Below are 24354 nucleotides of genomic sequence, written 5' to 3' on the forward strand. Positions count from 1 at the left end.
TGACGAGTCCAGCGGCTCGTCAACCACTCACAGGGCGGCGGAGCAGCCCGATCACGAGTACTGCTGTGCCGGCCAGGATCAGAGCGACGATGCCGGACGCGACGTGCATGCCGTCCACGAACGCCAAGGCTGCCGACCCGTGCAGCAAGGCGGCCGCAGGCTCGGACAGCGACTGTGCCTCTGCCATCGCGGCACCCAACGTTCCCTTCGCCGCTTCCGCTCCGTGCTCGCCCAACATCGACGTGTCGACGCCGGCACGGAACACCGCCATCACGACGCTGCCCAGTACGGCGACGCCCAGGGCGACACCGAGTTCGTAGGCGGTCTCGGACACCGCGGACGCGGCTCCTGCCCGCTCCGGTTCCACCGAGCTGACCACAAGGTCCGACGTCAACGTCAGCGCGAATCCGATTCCGGCGCCGGCCAGTAGGAACCCAATCACGAAGAGGTCCGGGCCGGTATCCGTCCCGAGTCCGATCATGACTGCGGCGCCGAGGGCCGCCGTGGCGAGCCCGGCGCCCAGGACGGCCCCGACCGACCAGCGTCGGATCAGCCAGGCTGCGGCGAGTGCAGTCACCGCGCTCATCACCATTCCGGGCAACATCAGCAGACCGGCGTCGAGTGCGGAGTACCCGAGCACCAGTTGCAGGTACTGCGATCCGAAGAACAGTAGTCCCGACAACGCGAAGATCGACAGCAGATTCGTGACGACCGCAGTAGTGAAGGTGCGCTTGCCGAAGAGACCCGGATCGATCATGGCGTTGACCATGCTGCGCTGACGACGCACGAAGGCGAAACCTGCAGTCACGCCGACCGCGGCCGTGACCGACAACGGCGCATCGACCCCGTGCACCACCATTTCCTTGACCGCGTACACCAGCGGCAGCATCGTCAGCATGGACAGCGCCATACTCCGGAGATCGAATCGCCCCGGCGCGGGGTCCTTCGATTCGGGGATGAGGATCGGCCCAGCCGCGAGAAGTACCGCAAGGACGGGAAGGTTGACGAGGAAGACCGACCCCCACCAGAAGTGTTCGAGTAGCCATCCGCCGACCAAGGGTCCCGCAGCGGTACCACCACCGGCCATGGCTCCCCACACGCCGATGGCGAGGGTGCGTTGACGCGGATCGGCGAACATCGTGCGGATCAGCCCGAGGGTGGCGGGCATGAGCGTCGCACCCGACAGCGCTTGCAGCACGCGGGCCGCGATCAGCAGTTCGGGCGTGGGCGCCCAGGCAGTCAGGACCGATGCCAGTCCGAAACCCGCCGCTCCGATCATCAGCAGCCGTCGTCGGCCGACGCGGTCGCCCAACGTACCCATTGTGATCAGCAGCCCGGCGAGGACGAACGAGTACACGTCGATGATCCACAGCAGCTGGGTACTGCTGGGCTCCAGATCGGCACTGATGAACGGAAGCGCCAGGTCGAGAACGGTGCCGTCCACGGCAATGAGAAGGACGGCGAACGCGAGAATTACCAGGCCCGCCCAGTCCTTGGCGCTTGCGCGCGCGACGGGAGCCTGGATCGGCGGCACGATCACGGACATGGAGCTACTCGACTTTCCGAATCGACTCGAGGACTCGATACGGCCGGACTTTGAACCGTCCGGCCGGTACACACAATACCGTCAACCGTCCGGCCGGTACAGTTCATTTCCGAGTACAGTCACGCGCATGGCCGCCGACACACGTGACCGCATCCTCGACGCCCTGGAGAAGCTACTTCTCGACACCGGACTGGCACACGTCACTCTCGAAGGCGTCGCCGCCGAGGCAGGAGTGTCGAAAGGTGGACTTCTGTACCACTTCCCCAGCAAGGAAGCACTGCTCGTCGGAATGGTGCACAGACTGGGAGAACGAGCCGATGCTCAGGTCGCCGACGCTGCCGCGGGCGGGACGTCTCTGACCGAGTGGTACCTCCAGATGCCCGATACGAGCACCGCCGAGGAACTTGCCCTCTACCGGTCGACCATTGCCGCCCTCCGCAGCGTCGACGGCAAACGGGACGACATCCAGCGCGCCGTCACCGAAGTGATGCGGGCCTGGGACGAGGGCTTGCGCACCGAGATCGACGATCCGGTGCAGGCCGAGATCGTCCGGCTGGTCGGTGACGGAATCTACCTGTCCGCACTACTCGACCTTCCGCTGCCGGATCCCGATCTCTACGACCGGGTCGTCGCGCGGTTGCTGTCCTCCGAAGGGCGTGACCAGCCGAGCTAGGTCAGATACCGGTACGCAGGGCTCCCGGGTTCCAGCCGCTCGACCTGCATCCGCGAACTCTCCATCCTGTCGAGCAGTGCGGACAGCTCGTCCGCCTCGCCCAATTCGATGCCGACGAGCGCCGCACCTGTCTCACGGTTGTTGCGCTTGACGTACTCGAACAGCGTGATGTCGTCGCCGGGTCCGAGGACCTCGTCGAGAAATCGTCGAAGAGCACCGGGCTCCTGCGGGAAGTCGACCAGAAAGTAGTGCTTCAGCCCGAGGTGGACGAGCGATCGCTCGAGGATCTCGCCGTAGCGGGACACGTCGTTGTTCCCACCCGAGATCAGGCAGACCACGGTCGAACCCGGCTCGATTGCCAACTTGTCGAGGACCGCAACAGACAGCGCACCTGCAGGCTCGGCGATGATCCCCTCGTTCTGGTAGAGGTCGAGCATCGCGGTGCAGATCGCCCCCTCGTCCACCTGGGTCACCGCGAACGACTCACCGGGCCTGCGTACTGCCGCCGGCGCAGCGATGAGCGGCAGCGAAGAATGCGAGACGACCGCTGCACCCAATCCCGAGACGACGGCATACGGCAGATCACCGATCCGCTGCACCGAGGCACCGTCCACGAACGGGTCGATGTCCTCGAGCGTCACCGGACCGCCTGCAACGAGTGCGGCGGTCAAGGACGCGGCACCCGAAGGCTCCACACCCACGATCGCGGTCTCGGGTGCGCGCTCGTTCATGTAGGTGGCGATACCTGCGATGCATCCGCCACCACCTACCGGGACGACGACGTAGTCGGGGGCCCGACCCAGTTGCTCCAGCACCTCCACCGCGATGGTTCCCTGGCCTGCTGCGGTCCGGGCGTCGTCGAACGGTGGCACCATCGTCGCGCCGGTACGCACGACGTCTTCCTTCGCGGCGGCAGCTGCGGCGTCGAACGTTTCGCCGGTCACGATGAGCTCGACGAATTCGCCACCGTGAACGCGAATGCGGTCACGCTTCTGTTTCGGTGTCTTCGCCGGTACGTAGATCCGGCCGTGGATCTGCATCGTCCGGCACGCGAACGCCACGCCCTGTGCATGATTGCCGGCGCTCGCCGTGACGACTCCTACGGCGCGCTCCTCGTCGGTCAGCTGAGCCATGAGGTTGTATGCGCCACGAAGCTTGTAGCTCCGCACCACCTGCTGATCCTCACGCTTGAGGTAGACCTTCGCACCCGTCGCCGCCGACAGCCGCTCACTCGGCTGCAGCGGGGTGGCCGAGATGACCTCGGAAATTCGCTCCGCGGCAGCATCGATCTCGCGTGCGTCGATCACGGCGGAAACGGGCGTCTGGTCTGCGGTATCGGGCGAGGTTGACACCCGCCCATGATTCCACTCACCACGTGGTTTCACACACGCGGGTTCAGCCGCCGCCGAACTGTGACGGGCGTGGCATGTTCCTGATGTTCGTCTTCGCCATCTTCACGGCTTCCCCGACACCACCGTTCATGACGATCTTCGACATCGCCAATGCGAATCCGCCGACCTGCTGGCCGGTGATGGCGGGCGGCAGCGACAGCGCGAGTGGGTCCGTCACGATGTCGACCAGCGCCGGGCCGTCGTGCGCGAATGCCTCCTTCAGTCCCGATTCGAGTTTCGTCGGATCCTCGATGCGGGTGGAGAAGATGCCGAGTGCCGCCGCGACCGCCGCATAGTTCACCTCGGGTACGTCGACACCGAAGTCCGGCAACCCGTCCACCAGCATCTCGAGCTTCACCATTCCCAGAGTGGAATTGTCGAAGAGCACGATCTTCACCGGCAGCCGATACATCGACACCGTGACGAGCTCACCCAGGAGCATCGACAGGCCACCGTCTCCCGACATCGAGATCACCTGACGACCGGGTGCCGCGAACTGCGCTCCGATCGCGTGCGGTAGCGCGTTGGCCATGCTCCCGTGCAGCGCCGACGTCAGAAACCGCCGCCTGCCGTTGGGATTGACGTACCGCGCCGCCCACACGTTGCACATTCCCGTGTCCGCGGTGACGACGGCGTCTTCAGCGGCAACGTCGTCGAGGATCGAAGCCGCGTATTCGGGATGAATCGGTGTCCGCTGCCCCGCAGGTTCGGTGTAGGCGCCGACGACCTTCGACATGAGAGTGTCGTGCCGCTCGAGCATCCCTTCGAGGAACGAGCGGTCGGTCTTGCGTTTCACGGACTCCAACACCGCCCGCAGTGTGCTCGCAACGTCTCCGTGAACGGCGATGCTCACCGAGGTTCGGCGACCCAGATGCTGGGCGTCGCTGTCCACCTGCGCGGTCACGACGTCGTCCGGCAGAAACTGGTCGTACGGAAAGTCCGTGCCCAGCAAGAGAAGTAGGTCAGCGCCGTACATCCCCGCATGGGCGGCGCCGTATCCGAGCAAACCGGTCATCCCGACGTCGAACGGGTTGTCGTACTGAATCCATTCCTTGCCTCGTAGCGAGTGGCCGACCGGCGCCCCCAGCACTTCCGCGAGTTCGAGAACTTCCTCACGGGCATCACGGACCCCGGCGCCCGCGAAGATCGCCACCTGGCGCGCCGAGTCGAGTGCCTTCACGAGCGCTGCGACGTCCTCGTCCGCGGGTACGAGTCGCGGACGCCCCGTGACCGGCACTTTCGGCGGGCTTCCCTCCGCCTCGAGTGCCGCGATGTCGCCGGGCAACGTGATCACCGAGACTCCCGGACCTGCCACCGCATGGGTGATGGCCGAACCCACGACCCGCGGCGACTGTACCGGCGTTGAAATGAGCTCGTTGTACTGCGAGCACTCGACGAACAATCGGTCCGGGTGAGTTTCCTGAAAGTATTCGAGGCCGATCTGCTCACTCGGAATCTGCGCGGCGATCGCGAGCACCGGTGCACCCGAACGGTCGGCGTCGTACAGACCGTTGATCAGATGCAGATTTCCTGGACCACACGAACCCGCACACACGGCCAACTTGCCGGTGACCTGCGCTTCGGCGGAGGCGGCGAACGCGGCACCCTCTTCGTGCCTGACGTGGACCCAGTCGATACCGCCCGACTCGGCACTACCGACCCGTCGGACCGCATCGACGAGAGGATTCAAGCTGTCTCCGACGATGCCGTAGATCCGTTGCACTCCGGCGTCGATCAACTGCCGAACGATCTGGTCGGCCACGGTGCGATCACTCACGGGTACCTCCACAGGGGTCGAGTTCGTGTTGGTGCCTAGGGAATGCAGGAAGGGCGAACATGCAGGGGTGGCTACTCCGAAACCGGTTCGAGAACGAAGACCGGAATCTCACGATCCGTCTTCTTCTGGTAGTCGGCGTACGGCGGGTAGGCAGCGACCGCCCGGTTCCACCAGGCCGCCTTCTCGTCCCCGGTGATCTCCCTGGCAACCATGTCCTGATTCTCGGTGCCGTCGCGCAGTTCCACCCGAGGGTGCTTCTTGACGTTGTGGTACCAGAGCGGATGCTTGGGTGCGCCACCCAGTGAAGCCACGACCGCGTACTTTCCGTCGTGCTCGACGCGCATCAGTGGCGTCTTCCGAATCTTTCCGGTCTTGGCCCCGATGGTGGTGAGGAGGACGACGGGCATTCCCTGGAGACTCGTACCTTCGGTGCCGCCGGAACTCTCGATCAACTCGGCCTGATCGGCGGCCCATTTGGATGTACTCGGTTCGAATTCACCTGAAAGGGGCATGACCCCATGTAACACCCGATTCGCGGCGTCAGCCACCGAAACGATCGATCGCGTCGGCCGAGCCCGTTCCACGCCCAGCCACATTCGAATGTTCGCTGGACCGAACTCTCTGATACGCCTATCCTCGAACCATGGCCACCACACACTACGAAGCCACCGGGCACGACTCTCGGTCGCCCGGTGTGTACCTCGCGGGTACGCGGTGGCCCCTGTACAAGATCGAGGCCATCGCGGTCGGTGTCCTCGTCCTCGTGGGATGCCTCGCGATCATCGGATCGTTCGAGCCCGCAGTTCTCACCGCGGCGGCGGCCGCGGTCGTCGTGTGGTGGGCGCGCCGCACCCACCTGTCACGTAAATCCGGCGGTATCTAAACAGCCAGGCAGCCCGGCCCGAGCAGTGCCTTGAGGTCCCCCATCAACGCGGACGAAGGCTCCACTCGGTAGACGTCGTCCACCTTCAGCAACGTGATTCTGGACCCGCTGATCAGGCGCAAATGCACATCGGATGTTCCCGGGTGGCGCGTCAGAACCTGCTTGAGCGCACCCACCTTGTCCGGCGTGCACAGACGCGTCGGAAGACTCACGGACAGCGGTTTGGCCACGCCCACCGCGGACAGATCTGGTACGGCAAGATCGTTGGCGATCAACGAAATCCGGTCGTCACGAATCGAGACCCGCGCCTTGACCAGCACGACCGTGTCCTCGTTGACGTCCATTCCGTACGCCGCGTAAGCCTGCGGGAAGAACAACACCTCGATGCCACCGGTAAGGTCCTCGAGCTGTGCCGAGGCCCAGGTCAGGCCGTTCTTGTTGATGCGCCGATTGACCGAGGCCAGAATGCCGCCGACCGTCACCTGGGTGCCGTCCTTGACGTCACCTTCGAGGATGGTCGGGATGGCCATGTCGGACTGTGCCGACAGCACGTGCTCGATGCCGTTGAGCGGGTGACCCGACACGTACAGCCCCAGCATCTCGCGTTCGAGCGCCAGTTTGTGCTTCGAATCCCACTCTTCGTCGGGAATCTTCACATTGAAGACCGAGGAGATCGATTCGTCGGCGTCGTCGCCACCGAACAGGTCGAACTGACCGATCGCCTCTGCCTTCTTGGTACCCATCACCGCGTCGATCGCATCCGCGTGGACGAGCATCAGGCCCTTGCGCGGATGGTCCAGCGAGTCGAACCCCCCGGACTTGATGAGCGACTCCGTGACCTTCTTGGAGCAGGCAGCGGCGTCGATCTTGTTCAGATAATCGGAGAAGTCCACGAACTTCGATTTTTCGTTGCGCGCCTTGATGATCGAATTGACCACATTGGTACCCACGTTGCGGACCGCGCCCATACCGAAGCGAATGTCTTCGCCGACCGACGCGAAGTTGACCTCGGACTCGTTGACGTCCGGCGGCAACACGGTGATACCCATCTTGCGGCAGTCCGCCAGATAGATCGCCGCCTTGTCCTTGTCGTCGCCGACCGAAGTGAGCAGTCCTGCCATGTATTCGGCCGGGTAGTTGGCCTTGAGGTATCCCGTCCAGAACGACACCAATCCGTAGCCCGCCGCGTGCGACTTGTTGAATGCGTAGCCGGCGAACGGAAGAATCGTGTCCCACAGGGCCTTGATCGCCTCTTTCGAGAAGCCGTTGTCCTGCATGCCCTTCTCGAAGCCCTCGAACTCGGCGGCGAGAACCTCGGCCTTCTTCTTACCCATGGCGCGACGCAGGATGTCTGCACGTCCGAGCGAATAGCCCGCCACCTTCTGAGCGATCTGCATGATCTGCTCCTGGTAGACGATCAAACCGTAGGTATCGGCGAGAATCTCCTTCAGTGGCTCGGCCAACTCCGGATGGATGGGCTTGACCTCTTGTCGACCGTTCTTGCGGTCGGCGTAATCGTTGTGGGCGTTCATGCCCATCGGACCGGGCCGGTAGAGCGCGAGCACGGCGACGATGTCCTCGAAACCTGTCGGCTGCATGCGCCGCAGAAGATCACGCATGGCGCTGCCGTCCAGCTGGAACACACCGAGAGTATCTCCGCGCGAAAGCAACTCGTATGTCGCAGGATCGTCGAGAGCGAGGGTGTCGAGGTCGAGTTCGATACCGCGGTTCGCCTTGATGTTGTCGATCGCATCACCGATGACGGTGAGATTGCGCAGACCGAGGAAGTCCATCTTCAGCAGGCCGATGGCCTCGCACGACGGGTAGTCCCATCCGGTGATGATCGCGCCGTCCTGGGCACGCTTCCACAACGGGATCGCGTCCATCAACGGCTCCGACGACATGATCACCGCGCAGGCGTGCACACCCGCGTTTCGGATCAGGCCTTCGAGGCCTTTCGCCGTCTGGTAGATCTTCGCGATGTCCGGATTGGAATCGATGAGGGTCCGAACCTCCACCGCTTCCTTGTAGCGGTCGTGATTCGGATCGGTGATACCCGCAACCGAGATGTCCTTGGCCATGATCGGCGGCGGCAACGCCTTGGTGATCTGGTCCGCGATCGCAAAGCCCGGCTGCCCGAACTGCACTCGCGCGGAGTCCTTGATCGCTGCCTTGGTCTTGATGGTGCCGAACGTGATGACCTGAGCCACCCGGTCACTGCCCCACTTGTCCGTCGCGTAGCGAACCATCTCGCCGCGACGGCGGTCGTCGAAGTCGATATCGATATCGGGCATCGACACACGCTCGGGATTGAGGAATCGCTCGAACAGCAAACCGTGCGGAAGCGGATCGATGTTGGTGATACCCATCGCGAAGGCAACCAGCGAACCCGCGGCCGAACCACGGCCGGGCCCCACTCGAATACCGACCGACCGGGCGTGGTTGATGAGGTCACCGACGACCAGGAAGTAAGCGGGGAAGCCCATCTTGAGGATGACGCCGATCTCGTAGTCGGCACGCGAGAGGTATTCCTGTGGAGGGCCGTCCGGGAATCGCCACTCGAGACCTCGCTGCACCTCCTTGCGCAACCAACTGCCCTGCGTCTCCCCCTCCGGGACCGGGAAGATGGGCATCCGGTCGCGGTGCGTCCACACGTCCTCGTACGACTGCACACGCTCCGCGACGAGCAGCGTGTTGTCACACGCCCCCGGCACCTCGTCGTCCCAGATCGCACGCATCTCGGCCGCCGACTTCAGGTAGTAACCGTCGCCACCGAACTTGAAACGAGTCGGATCCGACAGCGTCTTACCCGTCTGGATACACAGCAGGGCCTCGTGGTTCTCCGCCGCATCCTTGGTGACATAGTGGCAGTCGTTGGTCGCCAGCGGCGGAATCCCCAACGTCTTGCCGATCTTCAGCAGACCCTCACGCACCCGTGTCTCGATGGACAGTCCGTGATCCATGAGCTCGAGAAAGAAGTTGTCCTTCCCCCAGATCTCCTGCCACTTCGCGGCAGCCTCGAGCGCCTCACGCTCGTGACCGAGCCGAAGACGCGTCTGGATCTCACCCGAAGGGCAGCCTGTCGTGGCGATGATGCCCTCGTGGTTCTCGGCGATGAGCTCCTCGTCCATACGGGCCCACTTACCGAGCTGACCCTCGATCGACGCGAGAGACGACAGCTTGAACAGATTGCGCACACCGGTCGCGTTCTCGGCGAACATCGTCATGTGCGTGTACGCACCACTACCCGACACGTCGTCGGACTTCTGGCTGCGATCACCCCACAACACACGCTTGGTGGTGAACCGCGACTCCGGCGCGACGTACGCCTCGATACCGATGATGGGCTTGATGCCCTTGTCCTTCGCGACGTTGTAGAACTCGCTCGCGCCGTACATGTTGCCGTGGTCGGTCATCCCCACCGCCGACATACCCTGCCGCGCCGCCTCGTCGAACAACGGACCGACCTTCGCGGCACCGTCGAGCATCGAGTACTCGGTGTGGTTGTGCAGATGTACGAACGAGTCAGCCACGTGCGCCTCTCTGAAGGTCTGGGAGCATCCCGAGTGTAGGCCCTCGGACCGACACCCTCGGACCATGCGCAGGCAGCGTCGGGCATGTCGTGTTCGTGGTCGTGCGATTCACGAAACGACAGTCACAGCCGTCACTTCTGCACCGACGTTTCACGCCGCCGCGAACGCCGAGCGCGTACCAAAGTGTCCGCCGTGAAGACGACGAGCGCGGCCCAGATCAACACGAAACCGATCCATCGTGATGCAGGCATGCCCTCGTGCAGAACCGCTACACCCCAGGCCATCTGGAGAGCCGGTGTCAGGTACTGCAACATCCCCATCGTGCTGAGGGGAACCCGCTGAGCTGCTGCCCCGAACAGCAACAGCGGCGCAGCGGTAACCAACCCCGCGGAGACCATCAGCACGGTGTGACCCGTCCCGTGGCCCAAGAACGTCGCCGTCCCCGTCACGGTGAGAAAAAGTAGATACCCGAGCGCGAAGGGTGCGGCGACGATCCCTTCGGCCGTGAGGCTCGTGCGCGGGTCGAGCGGAACCACCTTCTTGATCAGCCCATAGGTGGCGAACGAGAACGCGAGAGTCAACGCGATGAACGGTGGATGACCGTAGTCGACCGTGATGACGACCACCGCGACAGCGGCGAGCAGCAGTGCACCGATCTGCGCCGGCCGCAGTCGTTCGCGGAAGAGAACGACTCCGAACACGACACTTACGAGTGGGTTTATGAAGTAGCCGAGGGCGGTTTCCACCACCCGCCCGGAAACCACGCCATAGATATAGGTGCCCCAATTGAGAGAAATCGCAGCCGATGCTCCCGCGACGAGAACCCAGGTTCGGAGATGGAGACCGCGCAGTGATCCCAACCGCCCGAGCGCCGCCAGCACGACGAGCATGATGACCAGCGTCCACACGACACGGTGGGCAAGAATCTCGACGGCACCCGCCGGATCGAGGAGCCCGAAGAACGCCGGGAACGCACCCCACATCGCGTATGCGCCGACGCCGAACAGAATCCCCGCATCGGCGAAGTCGATCGATCGGCCCGCCCTCACCGCTCCGGCACCGGTCCGTCGTCGGGGCCGGTTTGCACCACGTCCACGTGTTCGGGCAGCAACGTCCGCATGCCGAACGTGCCGTACGCCGGGTCGGTGCCGAGTGCCTCGACGACGCGAACATCCGGCCACTCTGCCATAGCGCGAAGCGACTCGGATTCGGCGCGCACCAACAGAGCTACGACGCAGTCGCACCCGTCGTCGACACGCTCGGCAGACACTCGCAGTACGTCCGCGGAGCGCTCGTCGGGGGCGACCGTTCGTCGAAGGGTCCCCCCGGCCATGGCTGCGGCCCGCTCGATGGCCGCATCCGACGCACCGATTGCCACCGGTATCGCCGGCGTCTGCACGCGATCGAGCTGGGCCTGGAAGACGATCTGCGACACCCTGGCAGTCGCGGACACGTCGCGCACCCGCTCGATCCCCACAGCCCGACCGAACGACACGAGGCCCCAATGCGGTCCGGAATCGGCGAGCCCGTCGAGGCTCGCACGACTACGACTCGCGTAATCCGCCACCAGTTCACCGCTCTCCGGGCCGAGCCTGTCGGTGGTGATCGGCCGAGGGACGGGCGGGTTCGCCACACCGATGGCGAAGAGAATCGCGCCGACCACCCCGAAACCGAGTATCAGCTGCCCTGCGCGGCGCACCTCAGGTGGCTCGCAGGACCTCGAGAGCGTCCTCGAGGTCCTTCGGGTACTTGCTCGTGATCTCGACCCACCGACCGTCCGAGGGATGCGCGAACCCGAGTGACCGCGCGTGCAGCCACTGCCGTTCCAAGCCCAGTCGCTCGGCCAACCGCGGATCCCCCCCGTAGGTCAGATCACCACAGCACGGGTGGCGCAACGCCGCGAAGTGCACCCGAATCTGGTGCGTTCGACCCGTCTCGAGGTGAATGTCGAGCAGACTCGCCGCCTGGAACGCCTCGACGGTGTCGTAGTGCGTCACGCTCGGTTTTCCGTCCGCTGTCACCGTGAACTTCCAGTCGTTGCTGCGGTGACGACCGATCGGCGCGTCGATGGTGCCACTGCTCGGGTCCGGATGCCCCTGCACCAGAGCGTGGTACCGCTTGTCGATGGTGCGCTGCTTGAACGCACGTTTGAGCAGGGTGTAGGCACGCTCGGACGTGGCGACGACCATCACTCCGGAAGTACCCACGTCGAGTCGGTGCACGATTCCCTGACGTTCGTGTGAACCCGATGTCGAGATCCGGAAACCCGCCGCTGCGAGCCCGCCGATAACGGTCGGGCCGGTCCACCCCACACTGGCGTGCGCCGCCACGCCAACCGGCTTGTCCACCGCAACCACGTCGTCGTCCGCGTAGAGGATTTCCATGCCCTCGACGGGTTGCGCCTCGATGGTCAAGGGCCGAGGCGGCTCGGGGAGCTGCACCTCCAGCCAGGAACCTGCCGACAACCGATCCGACTTCCCGACGGCGGTGCCGTCCACCAGAACCGACCCCTCTTCGGTGAGTTGCGCCACGGCGGTGCGCGACAGCCCGAGAAGGCGTGCCAGCCCGGCATCCACGCGCATCGCTTCGAGGCCGTCGGGCACTGGCATGGATCGGGTTTCTCTCGTCACTTCTCTCCTCCGCGCGGCTCGATTCCGAAAAGCGTCAGCGCCACGAGCAACACCGCCGCACACACGATGGCCGAATCCGCCACGTTGAACACCGGCCACCATCCGACCGACACGAAGTCGACCACATGGCCCTGCATGAATCCCGGAGCACGGAAGAAGCGGTCGACCAGGTTGCCGAGTGCGCCGCCCAGAACCAATCCGAGGCCGAGCGCCCACCACGAGGAATGCAGTGTGCGCCCCATCCGCGCAACACACACGACGACGATGACCGCAACGAGCGTCAACACCCATGTCATTCCGGTCGCCATCGAGAAGGCTGCGCCGGGATTGCGGACCAGGCGCAGCGACACGACATCGCCGATCAACCACACCGGCTCTCCCGGCGTGATGTGCGCGACCGCCGCGATCTTGGTGACGAGGTCGAGCACCAGCACGGTTGCCGCGATACCGATCAGAAGCGGCAACCGCTGGCGTTGCCTTCCCACCGGCACCGAATCGTCGCCGGAGGGCGGCTCCGAAGGCGGTGTACCGCTCGGAACGGCAACGCCCTCGTCGGTCCGATTGTCGGAAACAGGATCGTGACTCACCCGTCCATCATCCCTCACGCACGGATCCCGAGGCTCACGTGGACCCTTGGCTACTAACCTGGTGCCGTGCCACTGAAGTCGAAAGCGTCGCGTTCCGGGTCGTGCCTGGTGGCGATGACGCTGTCCCTTGCAACTCTGATCACCGCCTGCGGAAGCGACGGCAACGCCGACGAAGCGGCCACGCCGCCGTCCGGGGCCGCACCCTCCGAGGTGACCGTCCCCATTTCCGCGGCGCAGGTCGACGTCGTCTCGGACGGGGCCGAACCCCGCGAAATCGTCCGTCACCAGCCGCCGGTCGACGCCACACAGGACTCGATTCTGACCACGAGCTCCCAGGTGTCCCAGCAGATCGACGGCCAACCTCCGCAGGACTTCTCGTCCCCCGAGTTGACCCTTCCCCTGTCCGTCCGTGTCGCGGACGCCGACGGTTCCGACCAGGAAGCGGCCACCGATTCCCGGACGATCGAGCTCGTCTTGGGCGATGCCGACACTCCGGACGGAACTCTCGACGGCGCCCTGTCGCACAGTGAAGGGTCCGGTGTCGACCTGACCGTCGGCCCCAACGGTGCCGTGACCGCCCTGCGGTTGCAACCGGCTGCCGACGCTCCCGACATCGCACGTTCGGCGATCGAGCAGGCTTTCTACCAGGCCGTCTACCGTGCACTGCCGTTCCCCGAGACTCCCATCGGGGTTGGGGCGCAGTGGACTGTCCGCCAGCAGGTCACGAGCGGGATCACCCTCGATCAGACGACGACCGCCACGCTCAGGGCCCGCGAGGGAAATCGTCTGACCATCGACATCGCGATAGACCAGAAGCCGCAGAGCGACGTGTGGATGCTCGACGGCGAGGCCGGGTCGCTCAACATCGACCAGTACACGATGTCGGGCAACGGAAGCATGACGGTGGACCTCGACAAGCCTCTACCGGTCGACGGCTCGGTCTCGGTCGGCGGCGACCAGCACTACAGCGATCCGGACGGAACCACCCGCCTGATGCAGTCGATCACGAACAACGTCGAATGGGGAACGCCGTGAAGTCCCCCAACGGAACTGGCGCTGTCATCGCAGTAGCGGCGCTGACCGCCCTCGCCGGATGTTCCTCCTCTTCCGGAAGCGAGGACAACGCACCCGAGATGGATGCTCTCGGTCCCTCCGTGACCGTGCCTTCGAACGATTCGGCCGCGCCCGGACTCGGCGACGAGGCGCTACGGCCGCTGCTCTTGACCGCCGCCGAGCTGCCCGTCGGTTTCGTACCACTGCCCGATCCCGAACAGGACCTGGGTCTACCGCCGGCTGACGACACCTCGGAGACCGACAAATCCGCAACGGACCCGCGGGAGTGCGCGGCGGTGCTCGCGCCTGTCGCGCAGCAGTCCGCGGGCGCCGTCGGGTCGGCGTCGAGCATGTTCTCGGGACCGAACTTCTCGAGCTTCGATCAGGACATCGCGTCGTACGGCGACAACGAAGCCACTGCACGCGCTTTCGAGACCGTCCAGGACACCCTGAGCCGTTGCGGCGAATACACCGGAACCGATGTGGACGGGATCGATATCACCTACCGCCTCGGAGCGCGGGACCAAGAGCCCGTCGGCGATGCGTCGGTGGCATTTCGTCTGGTCACGTCGAGTGAAGGGTTAACGCTGACCTCGGACGTCGTGATCGCCGTCGTGGGCAACAACATCGTTCAGATGGCTGCGGCGGGCCAGACCGAGATCGACCCCGGTGTCTTCGCCGACACGACGAAGAAGGCGGTGGAGAAGGTCGCCGTCCGACCTGCCTCGTGAACGAGCCGTGAACGACGAAGTGCCGGCACCCACCAGATGGTGAGTGCCGGCACTTTGCGTGTCACTCCCGTCAGGGAGTCGGGGTTGCCGTCAGGCAGCCGGGCACGCCGGCGACTGCAGCTGCGCCATGTTGACGATCTGGCATGCCGTGGTCTTGGAGAGCTTCCAGGATCCGTCCTCGCTCGGGATGAAGATGGCAGCGAGACCACCCTGCTGAACCTCACCGTTGACGGTCAGCTGAAGCTGGCCGGAGGCGGTTCCGTCGCCGTTGTCGACGACCGGGTCGAGCACCTCGACCTCGGCACCGAACTGCTGAGCAGCTGCGGCGACCTGGTTGATGAGCTCGGGGTCCTCCTCGGAGCCCTCGACCATCGTGGTCTTCTCCTCGAGCGGCGTGGCGGGGTCGAGGCCCTTGACCAGCAGTGCGTTCAGCTCGGCGGCGGTGGGAACCTCGACCTCGGCGGCAGCCTCCTCCGAGGTGGTGGCAGCTGCGGAGCTCGTGGTGTCCTCTGCCGAGCTGTCGGAATCATCCGAACAAGCGGACATGGTCAGTGCGGCGGCGATCGCAACTCCGGCGATCGTCATCTTACGAAGCTTCAACTCAGTGTCCTTCTTTGTCGAGTTTTCCCGGGGTCCGTATTTCCCCCGAGATCCAATCATCGAGATACTGCTCGGGCCAACCTTACCCAACAGTAAGGCCTGTGCAGCAAAGGGCACCCTCACAACAGGGAGCCTTCGACTCCTGCCCGTTCGAGGCGTTCGTCGCCCTCGTCGAACGTACGTGCAACGCCCGGTCCACTGGTACGCGTCTCGAAGCGAACTGTCACCACTCCGTGTCCGGCACCCTGGACCCATCCGTGACCGTACTCGACGTGTACAACATCGACACCGGCGTGCCACCGCTGGTGCTCGTGTGCGGTCGGCGCGGATTCACGCCCGCCGTCTCCCGAATCCGACACTTCGCTGGTCGTCGAGTACCCGGGAACCTCGAGGTCCAGTTCAGGGAACAGCGATCCCTGTCGAACCGTGGACAATCCCGAGTAGCCGACACCGACGAGCCGAACCGGGCCGATCTCGAGCGGATCCATGACATGTCGTTGGGCCGCGGCGACGAGCACCTGCCGATCGAGGGTGGCGTACGGCAACGTCGTGGACCTGGTCAGCACACTCATGTCGGCCTTCTTCAGTTTCACCACGACAGTCCGCGCGGCCCGACCGTCCTTGTGCAGCCGGATGAACGCCGAACCCGCCGCCGAATCCACGGCGAGACGCAATTCGGCCAGAGTCATGATGTCCGAGGCGAAGGTGGTTTCGGCGCTGACCTGCTTTGATTCCGCGCGCTCTGCAACCGGGCGGTCGTCGATACCCTTCGCGAGCCGATGCAGCCCGGGCCCCACAGTGCCGCCGAGGATCGAGGCGACCTCGGACTCCGGGGTCGCGGCGAATCCACCGATCGTGTCGATGCCCAACCGCCGGAGCTTGTCCTCGGCTACCGGTCCGATTCCCCACAATGCTCGTACCGGCAAGGAATCGAGGACCGAGTGCTGCTGCTGCGGTGAGACCACCCGAACCCCGTCCGGCTTCGCGAGGCCGGACGCGATCTTCGCCACCTGTTTGCCGGAACCTGCCCCGATAGAGGCCACGAGGCCGGTCTCGCCGCGCACGGTCTCCCGCAGGCCCTCGCAGAATTCGAGCACGGCCTGCGGCGAGGCATCGTGCAGTTCGCTCGGTTCCAGAAAAGCTTCGTCCACGGACAGCTGCTCGACGACCGGGACCCTCGACCGCACGATGTCGAATACCGCCTTGCTGAGCAGGCCGTACAGCGCCCCGCGTGGCGGCAGCACCACCACCGAACCACCCACCAGTCGCTTGGCCTGATGCATCGGCATCGCGGATCGCGCCCCGTGGACTCGCGCCTCGTAACTCGCGCCGGCCACCACTCCGCGGCCGCCGAGTCCTCCCACGAGGACCGGACGGCCGCGGAGCGTGGGCCGTGTCAACTGCTCGGCCGACGCGAAGAACGCATCCATGTCGAGATGGAGGACCCAGCGACGACTCATGCCAGCTCGCCGACTCACGGACCGAAGCTACCGCGCCACACCGACATCACGCCCTTTCGAGACGTGCACTCACACCCTCTCCGAGTTCGACGACACCGTCGTCGGCCGAGAGCGTGTCGAACGTGAGGTCGACTGCCAGGATTTCACCGGCAACGAGATCGCGATGCTCACGTGCCCACTCGATCCTGTTCGCGGGCACGTCGAGGACCACACGGATCCGATCCGAGACGTCGAATCCTGCCGCGCGTCGCGCGTCCTGCAGTTCACGAATCCGGTCCTTGGCCCAGCCCTCGGATTCCAGTTCCTCGGTGACCGTGGAATCGAGAACCACCAATCCGGTACCGCCTGGAAGCGCTGCCGTCGATTCGGGCTCCGCCGCCACCAGACGCTGCGTGTACTCCTCCGGCAACAGTTCGATACCGGCCGCGTCCGCCGAGCCGGTGGAGCGGCCAGGCCACACCGTCACGATGCCCTCGGAGTTCTCGGTCCACTCCCCCGCCTTCACCGCTTTGATGACGGTCTGGACATCCTTGCCGAGACGCGGACCCGCTGCACGAGCGTTGATCACAAGCTCGAAACGTCCACGCGCGGCGACGTCGGTGCTGACGTCGACCTTCTTCACGTTCACTTCGTCCGCGATCAACCCCAGGAAGGGGCGCAGACGCTCGGCGTCCGGCGTTGCCACCGTCGCTTCGGGAAGAGGAAGACGGACGCGAAGGTTCTGAGCCTTGCGTAGGCCGAGCACGGTCGAGCACACCGACCGCACCTCGTCCATCGAGGTGACGAGCTCAGGGTCGGAGGGCAGCTCGTCCTCGGAAGGCCATGCCGCCAGATGCACCGATCGTCCGCCGGTCAACCCTCGCCAGATCACTTCGCTGACAAGCGGAAGCAAGGGCGCGGAGAGTCGCGTCACCACTTCCAACACCGTGTGCAGGGTGTCGAACGCCTCGGATTCTTCGTCCCAGAACCGCGAACGCGACCGACGCACGTACCAGTTGGTGAGGGCGTCACAGAAGGTTCGGAGTTCGTCGCAGGCGCCCGCGATGTCGTTTACCTCGAGAACATCGGTGATGACGTCGCGTGTCTGCGCGAGCTTGGCGAGTATGTAGCGGTCGAGAACATTCGTGGAATCCGTCCGCCACGTGCCGCACTCGGGCGCATACAACTGCAGGAAGCTCCACGCATTCCACAGCGGCAACAGCGCCTGCCGAACACCTTCGCGGATGCCCTGCTCCGTCACCACGAGGTTCCCGCCGCGCAGGATCGGAGACGACATCAGGAACCACCGCATGGCGTCCGACCCGTCCCGATCGAACACCTCCTTGACATCGGGGTAATTGCCCTTCGACTTGCTCATCTTCAAACCGTCGTCGCCGAGCACGATGCCGTGGGCCACCACGGTCCGGAATGTCGGCCGATCGAACAGCGCGGTCGCCAGGACGTGCAGGTTGTAGAACCAACCACGAGTCTGACCGTTGTACTCGACGATGAAGTCGCTCGGGTTGTGACTGTCGAACCAGTCGGTGTTCTCGAACGGATAGTGCACCTGGGCGAACGGCATCGAACCGGACTCGAACCAGCAGTCGAGCACCTCCGGAACCCGGCGCATCATCGAACGCCCGGTCGGATCGTCCGGGTTCGGCCTGACCAGTTCGTCGATCACGGGCCGGTGCAGATCGGTCGGGCGAACTCCGAAGTCCCGTTCGAGCTCGTCGAGCGACCCGTACACATCGGTGCGCGGATACTCGGGATCATCCGACATCCAGACCGGGATCGGGCTGCCCCAGTACCTGTTTCGGCTGATGTTCCAGTCGCGTGCCCCTGCCAGCCACTTTCCGAACTGGCCGTCCTTGATGTGCTCGGGCACCCAGGTGATGTCCTGATTCAGTTCCACCATCCGGTCACGGAACTTCGTGACCGCCACGAACCATGACGGCACGGCCATATAGATCAAAGGCTGGCCACTCCGCCAACTGTGCGGGTAGGAGTGCTCGATCGTCTCGTGCCGCAGCAACTTTCCAGCCGCCTTCAGATCCTTGATGATCTGCGGGTTCGCATCGAAAACTTGGACACCCTCGTACGGCGGGACCATCGAGGTGAATCGGCCGCCGGCGTCGAGAGGCTGAACCACCGAGATGCCGTTGGCAGTGCAGTACTCCATGTCCTCCTCACCGAACGCGGGTGCAAGGTGCACGACGCCGGTGCCGGATTCGGTGGTCACATAGTCCGCCGCGATCACTCGGTGGGCGTTCTCGTGGCCGAGGAAGAAATCGAACGGCGGGTCGTAGGACAGGCCGACGAGTTCGGAACCCTTGTGCTCCGAGACCACCTCGGGTGACTCACCGAGCTCGCGCGAGTAGTGCGCGAGCCGATCCTTGGCGAGTACGTACCGCTTGCCGTCCACGGCAACCTGCACGTAGTCGATGTCCGGGTGCACGGCGACCGCGAGGTTCGACGGCAGCGTCCAGGGAGTCGTGGTCCAGATGATCGCGTTGGCGCCGCTGAGCGGTCCGTCCCCACTGAGCGGCATGTCGACCGTCAGCGCCGGATCCTGACGCATCTTGTAGGCATCGTCGAGCCGCGTCTCCTGGTTCGACAACGGGGTCTGCTCGTACCAGCTGTACGGGAGCACCCGAAAGCCCTGGTAGATCAGGCCCTTCTTGTGGAGTTCCGAGAACGCCCACATGACCGACTCCATGAAGTCCAGGTCGAGCGTCTTGTAGTCGTTGTCGAAGTCGACCCAGCGCGCCTGCCGCGTGACGTAGTCGCGCCACTCGTCGGTGTACCGCAGAACCGATTCCCGGCAGTAATCGTTGAACTTCGCCAGGCCCATCGAATCGATCTCGGACTTGTCCTTGATCCCGAGTTGCTTCTCGGCCTCGAGTTCGGCCGGCAGACCGTGGCAGTCCCAACCGAAACGACGCTCGACGCGCTTGCCGCGCATCGTCTGGAAGCGTGGTACGAGGTCTTTCACGTAACCGGTCAGGAGGTGCCCGTAGTGCGGCAGACCGTTGGCGAACGGAGGGCCGTCGTAGAAGACGTACTCCTCCGCGCCACTGCGCTGCGCTACCGATGCCCGGAAAGTGTCGTCGGCTTCCCATCCGGCCAGAACTTCCTGCTCGAGCTGCGCGAATCGCACACTCGAATCACGGGGTGCGCCGTAGCTCACCCGCGGGTAGGTGTTCTTGGTCGACGACTCTTCGACGGGTCGAGATTCTGTCATCGCTCTGCTCCCTCGTGCCTGGCTCACTCGGCACGGGGACGACGTCCGGCGCACGTGCGCCGACACCGCGGTACCACCCCGCTTGCTTCTCCGAAGAGAAGCCTCTCGGTACAGGACTGTTACGGGTCCACCCGTTCGGTTCTACTGAGCCGGAAATGCTCGCGAGCAGCATTTTCCGACCGTTCTTCCGAATACTCCCCGGTGATTGCCGGATCATCGCCTGTTGCAGTCTAGTCGACCACCACTCCGGTCGACCGAAGTGCCTCGGTCGACCGAGAACGGATCATCTGCCCGAAGGAATCATCTGTCGGAGGCCGGGGGCGAATGCCGACCCAGTCCGGGCTCTCGGGGCTCTCGAGTACCCGACGTGCTGTCCGACACCGTCTTCTTGCCCGTCAAGGCACTTACGAGCAAGAGAACGGCGCCGGCGACACACACGATGATGCAGCCCCAGGCCCACACCACCGAACCCGTCATCAGGGCGATCACCAACAGTGCAAACCCTGTACCTGCCAAGATCAGTGTCATGACCAGCACGGTTCACCTCTATCCGGCGCAGCCGCCCCGCATCCCTTCGGTCAGCTGTTGCCCTTTGCGTAGGACGACTGGTTGTAGTTCGTCTGTGAACCACCCTGTGCGAACGAATCCTGCCCGCCGTCGACCGGAACAGCCGACCCTCGCTGCTCGAGCTCTTCGAGTTGCGACTCGAGGTACGACTTCAGGCGTACGCGGTACTCGCGCTCGAACGTCTTGAGCTGCTCGATACGACCCTCCAGCACCGAACGCTGCTGGTTGATCGTCGCCATGATCTCGGTGTGCTTCTTCTCCGCATCGGCCTGGAGTGCGTCTGCCTTCTCCTTGGCCTGCCGCAGCTGTGTGTCGGACCGGGTCTGCGCATCGCTCAGCAGTGCTTCGGACTTCTGACGAGCATCGGCGACCATCGACTCCGACCGCGTACGGGCGTCGGTGACGAGCTGCTCCGAGTTGGTTCGGGCATTTCCGAGGAGCTGCTCGGACTCGGTCTTCGCGTCGTTGGTGAGGCGGTCCGCCATCTCCTGCGCGAGGCCGAGCACCTTGGCCGCCTGCATATGCGGGTCCCCGCCCTGCTGACCCGCTGCCTGCGCCTGCGGCGCGGCTGCGGCAACGGGCGTCGCCGCCGTGGGGGCCGGAGCAGCCTTGGGCTGCTCCGTACGAGCGGGCTCGGACTTGGCCTGCGAGGTAGCTGCTGCAGCGGCGGAACCGGATGCGGCTGCCGCACCACGAGGAGCCTTCTTCGCGTCGGCCAACTCCTTGTCGAGTTCACCGACTCGCTGGCGGAGATCGGCGTTCTCCTCGATCAGTCGAGAAAGCTCCTGCTCGACGAGGTCGAGGAAGGCATCGACCTCGTCCTCGTTGTAGCCACGCTTCCCGATAGGAGGCTTGCTGAACGCGACATTGTGCACATCAGCTGGAGTCAGCGGCATGGAAGGATCCCTTCACGCGTCATTTCGGCGGTCTAGCAAGCATTCAGTTACAACGCATCGTACGCAATGGCGGACCATCACTGGTGCAATGGGGTCCATTCTGTCACACCATTCCCGTGGCACGCGCCTGCGCCTGAACGACGGACATGAGTATGAACACGATGAACAGCAACACCATGATGGACAGATCCAGCCGAACGCCACCCAACGAAATGGGCGGAATCAGCCTGCGCAAGAGCTTCACAGGCGGGTCGGTCACAGTGAAGATCGCTTCGAGCACAACCACCACGAAGCCCGTCGGCCGCCAGTCTCGCGCAAAGTTGCGAATGAACTCGACGACGATCCTGCCTATGAGTAGAAGCCAGAAGATGAACAGCAACAGGTAGATCACCGAGAACAAGGCCACACCCACACTCTGCCCGACATCTCCGTCGCTATCAAAGGAAGGGACGGCGCCACGTCGAGCATGGCGCTACCACCTGAGCTAACGCTCACCCTGCTCCTCTGTTCGTCATTTGACCGATCGCACCGTACCCAGCACTACTTCTGGCTGTAGAAACCGGTCTCCGCGATGCGGCGACGCTCTTCCGCCGACACGTCGATATCGGCAGGAGACAGCAGGAACACCTTGGTGGCCACCTTGTCGAAAGATCCACGAAGCGCAAAGGCAAGGCCGGCGGCGAAATCGACGAGACGCTTCGCGTCCGCGTTGCTCATCTCCACAAGATCCATGATCACCGGCGTGCCGTCACGGAATCGCTCACCGATCGTTCGGGCCTCACCGTAATCGCGCGGACGCAAAGTGGTGATCTTCGACAAGGGTCCGCCCTCGTCGAACAGCGGACCGCGCCGAGATTCGACACGCTCGGGGCGAGAGTCCACCGCGAGCGCACCACGAGTACCGCCGGCGCGCACCGCAGACCCCGGACCCGGCCGAACCGAGCGAACCGCCTCGGCGCGTGCGGCGTGACGGGGAACCGTTTCGTACCGGTCGAACTCGTCGTCGAGGTCGTCGTGCCGCGACGGCGCGTATCCACCCTTCGCGAATCCGGGCTCCGCGAAGTCACGATCGTCACGATCGAGGTACGGGTCGCGGCCACCACGGGAGGGGCGGCGAGTGTCGGGCTCGTCGAGGTAGTCGTCCTCGTAGTCGTCGAGGGGGACCATGCCGAAGTAAGCCTTGAACTTGTGCAGGTTGCTCATTGATCGACCTTCCTTGGCGCGACGGACTTCTTCCGACTACGACCGGTCGCAGTGTGGACGGGTTGGGCGATCACCTCGGCGATCACCTCGAGGTTATAGGGCGGGCTCCCAACAGCGCGGTTCCGACACGCACGCAGGTCGATCCATGTCGCACAGCATGTTCGAGATCATTCGTCATACCGGATGAGAGATTCGTCGCATGCGGGTGATCCACGAGGAAGTCCCGGCGAACGGATGCGAGACGTTCGAACTCCTGCTCGGCGTCCGATCCGAGTGGCGGAACCGCCATCAGTCCGGACAGTCTCAACGCCGGACGCGACTCCACCTGCGCGGCAAGTTCTTCCAACTCCGCGACCGGCACTCCCCCGCGATGCGGGTCCCCATCGAGACTCACCTGTACCAGAACTTCGAGTGGTGCGGTTCGCTGACCTTCGTCGAGGGCGATCGACACCGCCTTGTCGAGCGAAGTCACCAGACGCGGGCTGTCGACGGAATGAATCGCGTACGCCCACCGAGCAATCGCCTTGGCCTTGTTTCGCTGGAGGTGGCCGATCATGTGCCAACGAACGTCCGAATCGGCACGGAACTTTGCGAACTCGTCGACTTTCGCGGTCGCCTCCTGCTCACGCGACTCACCGAACTCACGGCATCCGAGGTCGTAGAGGATCCGAACATCCGACTCGGGGAAGAACTTGGTGACCGGAAGGAGTTGCACCTCTGCGGGGTCACGACCTGCCGAAGTACATGCGGCGGTGAGGCGTTCGCGGACCGACGTGAGTGCTGCCGCGATCTCCTCCGACCGATCCGCATCCTGTGCCGTGTTCACGACACGGACCCGCGATCCATCCAGATCACGGCCGCCAAGCGCCCGGTCAGGGCTTCGCGACGGTGACTGAACAGTGTTTCGTCCTCGATGGTGCATCGCGGATCTTCCGCGACACCGGAGATCCCCGCGTCGAGAAGTTGCTGGCGTAGGCCCGCACGCAGATCGAGTCCGGGAGTGCCCTTGGCGGTGCGCGTTGCACTGCCCGGCAGATGACGTTCGACGTCCGCCTGCATGTCTGCCGGCACTTCGTACTGGCGCCCACTGGCCGCCGGGCCGATGAAGGCGCCGATACGTTCGCGACGTGCGCCCTGCTCCACCATCACGTCGAGCACCCGCGGAACAATTCCGATTCGAGCGCCGATTCGCCCCGCGTGCACCGCGGCGATCACGCCCGCTTCGTCGTCCGACAGCAGGACCGGCACACAGTCCGCACTCAACGTCGCGAGCGCCAGACCGGGGACCGTCGTCACCAGTGCATCGGTTGCTTCGATCGGACTATCGGACGGACCGGACACAACCGTGACGTTTCGGCTGTGAATCTGCTCCATCCAGATCAGATGGTCGAACGGGACGCCGATCTCCCGCGCGAGCCGACGACGGTTGGCCTCCACTGCCACTGGGTCGTCACCTACGTGGTCCCCCAGGTTGAACGAGCCGTACGGCTCCGCCGAGACGCCACCCGAACGAGAGGTGACGACTCGACGAACCCGAAAATTCGGCGTGTCGGTCGGTACGGGCTTCACAGACGATTCGCTCACGTCCACCGAGCCTACCG

22 protein-coding genes are annotated in these 24354 nt (G+C 64.5%); 4 read left to right on the plus strand and 18 right to left on the minus strand.

The window, feature by feature from the left end; translation table 11 throughout:
- Positions 1 to 19: 19 nt before the first annotated feature.
- Positions 20 to 1546, minus strand: coding sequence for an MFS transporter (locus tag ACFWO3_RS15315; protein WP_378579104.1), 1527 nt, complete (start codon positions 1544 to 1546; stop codon positions 20 to 22).
- Positions 1547 to 1673: 127 nt separating this feature from the next.
- Here ACFWO3_RS15315 and ACFWO3_RS15320 point away from each other — a divergent pair, with 127 nt between their 5' ends.
- Positions 1674 to 2219: a TetR/AcrR family transcriptional regulator gene (locus tag ACFWO3_RS15320; protein WP_378579108.1), complete on the plus strand. Its 546-nt coding sequence runs from the start codon at positions 1674 to 1676 to the stop codon at positions 2217 to 2219.
- Here the strand turns inward: ACFWO3_RS15320 and ilvA are convergent.
- From ilvA to ACFWO3_RS15335, 3 genes are all read right to left on the minus strand, one after another.
- Positions 2216 to 3571: a threonine ammonia-lyase IlvA gene (ilvA, locus tag ACFWO3_RS15325; protein WP_378579111.1), complete on the minus strand. Its 1356-nt coding sequence runs from the start codon at positions 3569 to 3571 to the stop codon at positions 2216 to 2218. The two genes, ACFWO3_RS15320 and ilvA, sit on opposite strands and share 4 nt — an antisense overlap.
- Before the next feature lie 43 nt (positions 3572 to 3614).
- The gene (locus ACFWO3_RS15330; protein ID WP_378579113.1) at positions 3615 to 5387 is read right to left on the minus strand and encodes a pyruvate dehydrogenase; all 1773 of its coding nucleotides are present in this window, start codon (positions 5385 to 5387) and stop codon (positions 3615 to 3617) included.
- Between the two features lie 71 nt (positions 5388 to 5458).
- Positions 5459 to 5899, minus strand: a complete 441-nt coding sequence (locus ACFWO3_RS15335) for a nitroreductase family deazaflavin-dependent oxidoreductase (RefSeq protein WP_378579115.1) — start codon at positions 5897 to 5899, stop codon at positions 5459 to 5461.
- A 131-nt stretch (positions 5900 to 6030) separates the two neighbouring features.
- Between ACFWO3_RS15335 and ACFWO3_RS15340 the strand changes: the two genes are divergently transcribed.
- Positions 6031 to 6270, plus strand: a complete 240-nt coding sequence (locus ACFWO3_RS15340; RefSeq protein ID WP_378579117.1) for a hypothetical protein — start codon at positions 6031 to 6033, stop codon at positions 6268 to 6270.
- On the opposite strand, the gene dnaE is transcribed toward ACFWO3_RS15340, so the two are convergent.
- The 5 genes from dnaE to lspA form a co-directional block, all read right to left on the minus strand.
- Entirely contained in the window at positions 6267 to 9803 is a 3537-nt protein-coding gene (dnaE, locus tag ACFWO3_RS15345) for a DNA polymerase III subunit alpha (RefSeq protein WP_378579119.1), read from the minus strand. The genes ACFWO3_RS15340 and dnaE overlap by 4 nt on opposite strands.
- 131 nt (positions 9804 to 9934) lie before the next feature.
- The gene (gene rarD / locus ACFWO3_RS15350) at positions 9935 to 10852 is read right to left on the minus strand and encodes an EamA family transporter RarD (RefSeq protein WP_378579121.1); all 918 of its coding nucleotides are present in this window, start codon (positions 10850 to 10852) and stop codon (positions 9935 to 9937) included.
- On the minus strand, positions 10849 to 11502 hold the full coding sequence (locus ACFWO3_RS15355) for a hypothetical protein (protein ID WP_378579124.1): 654 nt from the start codon (positions 11500 to 11502) through the stop codon (positions 10849 to 10851). The genes rarD and ACFWO3_RS15355 overlap by 4 nt, the downstream gene beginning before the upstream one ends.
- Before the next feature lies 1 nt (position 11503).
- Positions 11504 to 12412 carry an RluA family pseudouridine synthase gene (locus ACFWO3_RS15360; protein WP_378579258.1) on the minus strand — a complete coding sequence of 303 codons (909 nt, stop codon included), beginning with the start codon at positions 12410 to 12412 and terminating at the stop codon, positions 11504 to 11506.
- Positions 12413 to 12429: 17 nt separating this feature from the next.
- A complete protein-coding gene (gene lspA, locus ACFWO3_RS15365; RefSeq protein ID WP_378579126.1) occupies positions 12430 to 13020 on the minus strand; it encodes a signal peptidase II in 591 nt (196 codons plus the stop codon).
- Between the two features lie 66 nt (positions 13021 to 13086).
- On the opposite strand from lspA, the gene ACFWO3_RS15370 reads away from it, so the two are divergent.
- Both ACFWO3_RS15370 and ACFWO3_RS15375 read left to right on the plus strand, forming a co-directional pair.
- Entirely contained in the window at positions 13087 to 14055 is a 969-nt protein-coding gene (locus ACFWO3_RS15370; RefSeq protein ID WP_378579128.1) for a hypothetical protein, read from the plus strand.
- Positions 14052 to 14804: a sensor domain-containing protein gene (locus ACFWO3_RS15375; protein ID WP_378579130.1), complete on the plus strand. Its 753-nt coding sequence runs from the start codon at positions 14052 to 14054 to the stop codon at positions 14802 to 14804. Before ACFWO3_RS15370 ends, ACFWO3_RS15375 begins: the two co-directional genes overlap by 4 nt.
- Before the next feature lie 90 nt (positions 14805 to 14894).
- Here the strand turns inward: ACFWO3_RS15375 and ACFWO3_RS15380 are convergent, their stop codons facing one another.
- The 9 genes from ACFWO3_RS15380 to pgeF all read right to left on the minus strand — a co-directional run bounded on the left by ACFWO3_RS15380 (position 14895) and on the right by pgeF (position 24337).
- Positions 14895 to 15404 carry a hypothetical protein gene (locus ACFWO3_RS15380; protein WP_378579132.1) on the minus strand — a complete coding sequence of 170 codons (510 nt, stop codon included), beginning with the start codon at positions 15402 to 15404 and terminating at the stop codon, positions 14895 to 14897.
- A 119-nt stretch (positions 15405 to 15523) separates the two neighbouring features.
- Entirely contained in the window at positions 15524 to 16864 is a 1341-nt protein-coding gene (locus ACFWO3_RS15385) for a DNA polymerase IV (protein ID WP_378579133.1), read from the minus strand.
- A gap of 46 nt (positions 16865 to 16910) precedes the next feature.
- Positions 16911 to 20087: an isoleucine--tRNA ligase gene (ileS, locus tag ACFWO3_RS15390; RefSeq protein WP_378579135.1), complete on the minus strand. Its 3177-nt coding sequence runs from the start codon at positions 20085 to 20087 to the stop codon at positions 16911 to 16913.
- A gap of 300 nt (positions 20088 to 20387) precedes the next feature.
- Positions 20388 to 20624, minus strand: coding sequence for a hypothetical protein (locus ACFWO3_RS15395; RefSeq protein ID WP_378579137.1), 237 nt, complete (start codon positions 20622 to 20624; stop codon positions 20388 to 20390).
- A 41-nt stretch (positions 20625 to 20665) separates the two neighbouring features.
- Positions 20666 to 21550, minus strand: a complete 885-nt coding sequence (locus ACFWO3_RS15400) for a DivIVA domain-containing protein (RefSeq protein ID WP_378579139.1) — start codon at positions 21548 to 21550, stop codon at positions 20666 to 20668.
- A 103-nt stretch (positions 21551 to 21653) separates the two neighbouring features.
- Entirely contained in the window at positions 21654 to 21956 is a 303-nt protein-coding gene (locus tag ACFWO3_RS15405) for a YggT family protein (protein ID WP_378579141.1), read from the minus strand.
- A gap of 134 nt (positions 21957 to 22090) precedes the next feature.
- Positions 22091 to 22753 carry a cell division protein SepF gene (locus ACFWO3_RS15410; protein WP_378579143.1) on the minus strand — a complete coding sequence of 221 codons (663 nt, stop codon included), beginning with the start codon at positions 22751 to 22753 and terminating at the stop codon, positions 22091 to 22093.
- Between the two features lie 82 nt (positions 22754 to 22835).
- Positions 22836 to 23579 carry a YggS family pyridoxal phosphate-dependent enzyme gene (locus ACFWO3_RS15415; protein WP_378579147.1) on the minus strand — a complete coding sequence of 248 codons (744 nt, stop codon included), beginning with the start codon at positions 23577 to 23579 and terminating at the stop codon, positions 22836 to 22838.
- Positions 23576 to 24337: a peptidoglycan editing factor PgeF gene (gene pgeF, locus ACFWO3_RS15420; protein WP_378579149.1), complete on the minus strand. Its 762-nt coding sequence runs from the start codon at positions 24335 to 24337 to the stop codon at positions 23576 to 23578. The genes ACFWO3_RS15415 and pgeF overlap by 4 nt, the downstream gene beginning before the upstream one ends.
- Positions 24338 to 24354 lie beyond the last annotated feature (17 nt).

It is taken from the genome of Rhodococcus sp. NPDC058521, assembly GCF_042719695.1.
Lineage (GTDB): Bacteria > Actinomycetota > Actinomycetes > Mycobacteriales > Mycobacteriaceae > Rhodococcus_F.

Excerpts from the sequence above, each read along its gene's own strand:
- ileS (WP_378579135.1), bottom strand. The coding sequence starts at position 20,087 with ATGACAGAATCTCGACCCGTCGAAGAGTCGTCGACCAAGAACACCTAC.
- ACFWO3_RS15315 (WP_378579104.1), bottom strand. The coding sequence starts at position 1,546 with ATGTCCGTGATCGTGCCGCCGATCCAGGCTCCCGTCGCGCGCGCAAGC.
- ACFWO3_RS15410 (WP_378579143.1), bottom strand. The coding sequence starts at position 22,753 with ATGAGCAACCTGCACAAGTTCAAGGCTTACTTCGGCATGGTCCCCCTC.
- ACFWO3_RS15400 (WP_378579139.1), bottom strand. The coding sequence starts at position 21,550 with ATGCCGCTGACTCCAGCTGATGTGCACAATGTCGCGTTCAGCAAGCCT.
- ACFWO3_RS15360 (WP_378579258.1), bottom strand. The coding sequence starts at position 12,412 with ATGCCAGTGCCCGACGGCCTCGAAGCGATGCGCGTGGATGCCGGGCTG.
- ACFWO3_RS15340 (WP_378579117.1), top strand. The coding sequence starts at position 6,031 with ATGGCCACCACACACTACGAAGCCACCGGGCACGACTCTCGGTCGCCC.
- ACFWO3_RS15335 (WP_378579115.1), bottom strand. The coding sequence starts at position 5,899 with ATGCCCCTTTCAGGTGAATTCGAACCGAGTACATCCAAATGGGCCGCC.
- ACFWO3_RS15385 (WP_378579133.1), bottom strand. The coding sequence starts at position 16,864 with ATGAGTCGTCGCTGGGTCCTCCATCTCGACATGGATGCGTTCTTCGCG.
- ACFWO3_RS15320 (WP_378579108.1), top strand. The coding sequence starts at position 1,674 with ATGGCCGCCGACACACGTGACCGCATCCTCGACGCCCTGGAGAAGCTA.